At 56.0% G+C, this 6,745-nt stretch carries 6 protein-coding genes; all 6 read left to right on the top strand.

Annotated features, from left to right (window positions below; translation table 11 throughout):
* Positions 1–691, top strand: a 691-nt coding sequence (locus AB1555_17825) for a calcium-binding protein (protein MEW6248545.1), incomplete at its 5' end; no start/stop codon positions are given.
* 1 nt (position 692) lies between these two features.
* A complete protein-coding gene (locus tag AB1555_17820; protein MEW6248544.1) occupies positions 693–1,655 on the top strand; it encodes a hypothetical protein in 963 nt (320 codons plus the stop codon).
* A complete protein-coding gene (locus tag AB1555_17815) occupies positions 1,652–3,781 on the top strand; it encodes a calcium-binding protein (protein ID MEW6248543.1) in 2,130 nt (709 codons plus the stop codon). The genes AB1555_17820 and AB1555_17815 overlap by 4 nt, the downstream gene beginning before the upstream one ends.
* A 3-nt stretch (positions 3,782–3,784) precedes the next feature.
* Positions 3,785–4,315, top strand: coding sequence for a hypothetical protein (locus AB1555_17810; protein ID MEW6248542.1), 531 nt, complete (start codon positions 3,785–3,787; stop codon positions 4,313–4,315).
* A gap of 46 nt (positions 4,316–4,361) precedes the next feature.
* Positions 4,362–5,948: a hypothetical protein gene (locus AB1555_17805; protein MEW6248541.1), complete on the top strand. Its 1,587-nt coding sequence runs from the start codon at positions 4,362–4,364 to the stop codon at positions 5,946–5,948.
* Complete coding sequence (locus tag AB1555_17800; protein MEW6248540.1) at positions 5,949–6,515, top strand: hypothetical protein; 567 nt, start codon at positions 5,949–5,951, stop codon at positions 6,513–6,515.
* The last annotated feature ends 230 nt before the right edge of the window (positions 6,516–6,745 follow it).

Below are 6,745 nucleotides of genomic sequence, written 5' to 3'. Positions count from 1 at the left end.
GAGAGCGAAACACGGGTGTCCGACACACGCTTTCGTGCGGGATTGGTTGATGGAGCTGAGCAGCGGCGCTGGAGCAGTGCCGGGATTCGTGGGGCGGTCCCGTTCTCTGAGTGGCCGACGGAGCGCCACGCTGATTGGCTTCACTGGCAATGACCTTCTCTATGGCGGTGCTGGGGACGACGAATTGCACGGCGGGGGTGGGGCCGATGGACTCACGGGTGGAATCGGCAGAGCCCTTCTGATTGGCGATACGACGCCATTTCAGGGTGGCTCGCCTGAGATCGGCGGAGCCGATACGCTGGAGGGGGGTGCCGGGGATGACCAACTGTTCGGCCTCTATGGCGATGCCGTGCTATCGGGCGGGCTCGACAAGGACCAGGTCAATGGCCAGGACGGGAACGACGTGCTCTTGTTTGATACACAGACCCAAACGTACACCTTGTCGATGCGCAGCACCGAATATGCAGCCGATGCCAACAGCGGCGATCGATCACGTGATGTGTTCGGAGTAGATAAGGAGATCAAGGATAAGGGCGTTGTCTTTGCCCAGCTCATCAGCATGGAGCGGTATCGCGGCCGAAGAACAGGGGCTTTCATGGTCAACGAGAACTTCCAGATCGGGCAGGTCGACATCCGAGGAGCCCGAAGGAATCAGCGAGGCGGTGGTGAGCAATCACGAAAGGTGGCATGAGATGACGAAGATGAAATGGAAGCGTGGGCTCATCGCGCTGGGCTTAGGAGGTGTCCTGATCGCGGGCACCGGGGCGTCAGTGTTCAAGAAGGAAGAGACCCCCGGGGAGCGGTTTCGGAAAGCGATCAAAGAAATTGAAGCCGCGTGTGCCAAGCGGAAGCTGGCTCCGCACGAAGTCTGCGGAGAGGTCGCTAAGCTCAAGCCGGCCGATCCGTTGGCGACGGAAGAAGGGCGGTTTGCGCACGCGATCAAGATTCCCAATCCGGTTCCGGAAGACAGTGGGTACAAGCCCGGCATGACGCCGCAGGAATACTTCGAGCATCTGTGCAAGACCGAAGCGGGGGAGTTTATCTACAAGACGGTGGAGAATGTGGAAGGCTTGCTCCAACTACGTCTCCGCGACAATCCCACAGATTACGAACTCGAACATCTCTATGCACTGGAAGATCCGTACGGACATTCGGTAGGAGTACGAGATCACCCGGAAGAATATTTTGTCCAGCCTGCCATAGGCAAGTATCAGTTCCTGGAAATCCCTTTGCCTAAGAATTCAAAAACTGTTGAGGGAATGAAATACCGGCGGTTTTACCGAGACGAGAAGGCACATCCGGGGAAAGATTATCAAACAGCGGTCAACGGCAAATTCGTACGCGTTCCCTATATCGTGGCAGAAGAAGACGTTTCTTCTCCCCGGAGCCGATACGGCTACACCTGGCGTGGGATTACTCGTCCGCACGATCGGGAACTTGGAATCGCAGGAGGGGAGCTTATCATCCTTGACCTCCAAACCAATGAGGTATTCGCAGTCAGGCGAGGTTATGTCCGCAGCGGCTATATGCGAAATCTGACTGGAGTGTGGTGGCTCACAGCTCAAAAGTGTTCAAAGGAGTCGCTGAAGACCGACGCGCAATTCATTAACCAGGTGTTGAAGCCAGCACCGGCAAACGCAGGAGAGGCAAAATGAGTCAAACGAATATTTCGATTTGGTTGAAGTTTGCCCTGCAACAAATGGCCGCGGAGTCGTATCTTGATCAGCTCCTATTCGGACGGCCTCTTCGCGAGATTCTGTTAGACGGCAATAATGACACGCGATTTGTCCAGCCAGATGCGAATGGCAACCTTCCCGGCAAGACCCGCTTTACGAATGTGCTGGCTGATCGCTTCCTCAGTACCTACGACATCCTCGACCACCACGCCAATGATGCCACGGGGTTTTCGGCGACCCTCATGCGTGATCGGACGACTGGGGAATACACGTTGTCCTTCCGCAGCCTTGAATACCAGAATCAGGCCGAGGGCGGGGACTGGGAGCGGGACGGGTTGCCCGGCGCCGCCGGGGAAATTGCCGGGACCGGCTTTGCGCTCGCGCAGCTCGTGAGTATGGAACGCTACTACCGGGACCTGAAGACCTCAGGGCTATTGCCGCAGAATGCGGTCCTCAACGTCACCGGCTACTCGCTGGGCGGGCATCTGGCGACGGTGTTCAGCGAACTGCACGCGAATGAGATTACTGCCACGTATACCTTCAACGGCGCCGGTCGTGGTCGGATCAATGGAGGTACGGCAGGCCTGTCCGACGCGGACCGGATTCGGGAAATGCTGCAAGCCGCCGAAACCAGGCTGCTGGCCATCAATCCGTCCTGGTTTGCTAGTGGGAACACCGGGAACGTGTATGGTGACCAGCAGTACCAAGATGTGCGCCAAGAAACGATCTTGAATTTTAGCACCACGACCTCGTTCCTCCCGCCCGGCGAGATCGGGATGGGAACCGGCTTCGACAAAATCACGCAACTCGTGGGGCAGGCGACGCATAACGATCAACCCTATGTGGCGAACTCCGGGATTCACGGTGCTCCCACGACCATTTTTATTGAGGATCAACCGAATGTCGATGGACTTGCCGGGTTGTTCGGGCAGAGCGGCAGTTTTGGTACCACCCACAGCCTCACGCTTCTGGTGGATGCACTGGCGTTGATGGAGCTGTTTCAGCAGGTGGATGGTACGTTACTGAAGGAGACGATCGAGGCGATCTTTGCGGCCTCCTCCAGCCAAGCCGCGTCGGGCTTGGTCGGGGTGTCAGGAATTGCCGAGGGGAATTCGTTGGAGAACGCACTGGATGCGTTAGGCAAGATTCTGGTGCCGGGCTACACGCCGACTCCGTTTGGACGCCAAACGAATGACTTTGGGAGTCTCACGTTCAGAAATCAATTCTATACCAACCTCGAAGCCGTTCGGGCCGCAGTGGGGACGCAGACCTACCAGATCGCCAGCTTTGTTACCAAGAGCAGCAGTGAGATCTATGCAGTGGCCCGCAACGCCGATGCTACCGGGCTCGCGTATCGGTATGCGCTCCAGGAACTGAATCCCTTCGCCGTGGTCGGACCGGATTATACGCCACACAATGCGGACGGCGCGCTGGACCTCTACAACTCGCAAACGGGTCAAGGCACCTGGACGTTGAATGCGTTGAATGATCGGGCGGAGCTCCTGGCGGAGAAGCTGAAGTTCACGCTGGCGGACGGAACGCCCACCAACGCCAGCGCCACGTTGTATGAGGACAAGGCGACAATCTTCAATAATGGCAGGAATGCGACGGCGACACAGGTGGTCATCTTTGGAGGAATCGACAACGATCCCCTGGATGGACGATCGGGCAGCGATCATCTGTGTGGAGGAGCCGGTGAGGATGTCCTCAACGGCTTCGCCGACCAGGATTATCTCGAAGGCAATGCCGACAACGACGAGCTGCCTGGGGGCAGTGACAATGACATCCTCCTCGGCCAGCAAGGCAACGACCAGCTCTTTGCGGAAGCGGACAACGATCGGCTCAACGGCGGCCTGGGCGATGATCGGCTCGACGGGGGCACCGGGCTCGATACCTATTTTTATCACACGGGCCAGGGGCAGGATCGGATCGTCGATGCGGACCGGAGCGGCACGATTGTATTCGACGGGCAAACGCTGGTCGGTGGGATTCGTCGTCAAGGTGCACCCGCCGACACGTATATTCGTCCCGACGGCCAGTTCACGTTTGTCACGAGTGGTCTGGATGGCAGTGTCGATCAGATGGTCCAGAGAAAGGTGGCATAACCGATGGGCTTCTTTGTTTTGTTGGGGTTGATTGCCTACGTCGTGCTGGCGAAGTTCGTCGTTAGCGCGATCGGAAAGTACAGCGCGAGCAAAGCTGCCAAGTACAGTGCGATCGCGGTGTTTGTGCTGATCCCGACGTGGGACATCGTTCCGGGACACCTTTACTTTGGTTATCTGTGTCAAGACAAAGCACGCGTAAGGGTGCACAAGTCTGTTGAAGTGGAGCAGAAGTATTTTTCGGCCAACGGACAACCAAACCAGAAGGAGCTTAGCGGACTCTATCAAAGCGGGAGCACATTTGATGACCGTTTTTCTAGGCTTTTCCATATCACTAAGGTGGAGACATTTGTTCGGGATATACACAGTGGGGAGATATTAGGATCAGCCACACTCTTCCACTTTTATGGAGGATGGTTGGCCGCCTACCTTTTCCCCCAAGGTCCACCAAGTAGTTGTCCGGGGTACGCCATATACGATGATTTATGGAAAGCTGTGATTAAACCAAAGCGAAACGTTCAAATGGGAGGCATTTGAGATGGGAAATTCTACAAGCACTTATTTCCGGTAAGCTCAGTTCTCCTTGGCAGCCTATGCCAACTTAACGGTATCGATGAATTCTAATCGCAAGGCGTTTATAGACGCGTTGAAGATTGCAGGCTTCACTGACTCACTGGCTGCTCAATTCGCAGCCACCTATTCCATCGTCAGTGTCAGCCCACCCAACCTGAATGGCTTCTCGGCGGTCTTGTTCCGGAAGAACGACGGCTCGAACGAGCGCTTCCTGGCGATTCGCGGGACCAATGATCCCTTTGACGCGTTTACCGACCTCGTCGATATCGGCTTGCTCGGGAGTACGGATATTCAGGCGCAATATGCCTCCCTGGAGGCGTTCTACACTCAGTTTAAGAATGAACTGAAGTTTACTCCGGCTCATGCCCTGACTGTGACGGGCCATTCTTTGGGCGGCTTCCTTGCCCAAACGTTCACCGCCGACCATGCCGACGTGGTCTCGGCCTACACGTATAACGCCCCGGGTATTGGCGGCTCGGTGCTGCAGGTGCTCGAATTGCTGGGTGTCACACCCGCCACGCTCAGTTTCCCGAACATCACCAATGTAGTGGGGCAAGGTCCTTCCCTGATCAGCGGATTCGGGACCTATCTGGGAACGGTGGAGCGTGCCTTCATCGAGGGAAGTCTTATCGACCCTCTTCACAACCACAGCATCACGACCCTCACCGACGCGTTAGCCCTGCACGATCTCGTCGCCAAGGTTGATCCGAACGTGTCCGTCTCAGACGTCACAAGTATCCTCAACGCCGCTTCCGCGACAGCGGCCGCTAGTTTGGAAACCGGCCTCGACGCCCTCCGGAGGCTGTTCCAGGGACCCAGTGTGACGATGACGCCCGTAAGCGATCGTGAGGCCTACCACACGAACCTGATCGCGTTGCGGGATAGCCTGCCGGCGACGAGTCCCGATCGCCTCGACAGTCTGGTCGACACGTCGAGCAGCACCGTGTTGAGCCAGGCCAAAGCCGCCACGCCCGATGGGCTGGCGTATCGGTATGCGCTGCAAGAACTGAATCCCTTCGTTGTGATCGGGGCCGACTACACGATTCACAACGCCGGTGGCGCGCTCGATCTCTATGACACGCAGGCCGGTGAAGGCGCGTGGACCACGCTCGCGCTCAGCGATCGCGCCGAACTGTTGGTCAAGCGTCTGGCGATCAACATTAACGACGGCGGCACCGTCCCGACCGACACGCATTATGTCGATGTGCGGACGGGGTTTGAAGTCGGCGGCGTGGCCTCGGCCAACGAGGTGATCTTTGGGGACGATCGCGTGGGGGATGTGCTGGAAGGTCATGCTGGCGGCGATCATCTTTATGGCTCGGACGGGGCGGATACCATCATCGGCAATGGCGGCCATGACTACATTGAAGGCGGTGCAGGAAACGACCCGCTGCTGAGCGGTGGCGCCGGTAATGACATTCTCCTCGGCCAACAAGGTAACAATCTACTGGACGGCGGGACCGGTGATGATCGGCTGACCGGCGGTCGGGATATCGATATCTTTTCGGTCCCCTTGGTCGGCGGGACTGACAGCAACCTCATGACTAGATGGGTTGGTGATGATGACTATTTTACAACTCTGCGAAAGGCGGCGTAGATGATTGCTCTATCTCTACTCATTGCTCTGTTCCTCTACATTTTCGTGGCGTGGCTCGCGGTTCATCTCATTGGTAAGCTGGCCAACGTCTTGGCGGTAACGGCTATCAGGAAGAGAAATTTACAGGCCTTAGCTATCGCGATCTTTGTGTTGATTCCGACATGGGACATTGTCCCTGGTCGGCTGTATTTTCAGCATCTGTGCAAGACAGAAGGAGGCGTCAAAGTCCATAAGACTGTTGAGGTAGACAAGACCTATTTCCTTGCCAACGGACAGCCTGATCAAGCGAAGCTTCAGGAGATATTTGAGAGACAGATAAAAAATGATCGCAGCTTCTCGCGTATTTTCCACATCACCAAGGCTCAGCTGTCTATTGTGGATAGACAGACAGGAGATCGATTAGGCACGGCAACTGATTTTTGGTACTACGGTGGCTGGCTCAACGCAACACTTTTCCCACAAGGCTCTTCAAGGACATGCCCAGAATATCCGAACCACAGCGTATACAACATCCTCTGGCAGCAGGTAACTCGTCTGAAATCTGATACACCAGTGGGAGGGAAATGACATGGCAAGCTTGATTGAGTCCATTTATGAGGGTGCTCAACTCTCTTTGGCTGCTTATGCTGATCTGAATGTTGGAATGTCTAGAGATCAATATGAGGCAGCCTTAAGAGCTCAAGGATTTTCTGTACTGCAAGCAGCAGAGTTTGCATCAACTTATTCCATAGCGAGCGATTCCTTCACTGATCCAGCTAGTGGTCTATCGGTCACTTTGTTTCAGAAGATCGATAGCT

The organism is Nitrospirota bacterium (assembly GCA_040755395.1).
GTDB lineage: Bacteria > Nitrospirota > Nitrospiria > Nitrospirales > Nitrospiraceae > DATLZU01.
Note: the sequence above shows the minus strand (reverse complement) of the source record. Positions and strands in the feature narration are given on the sequence as shown.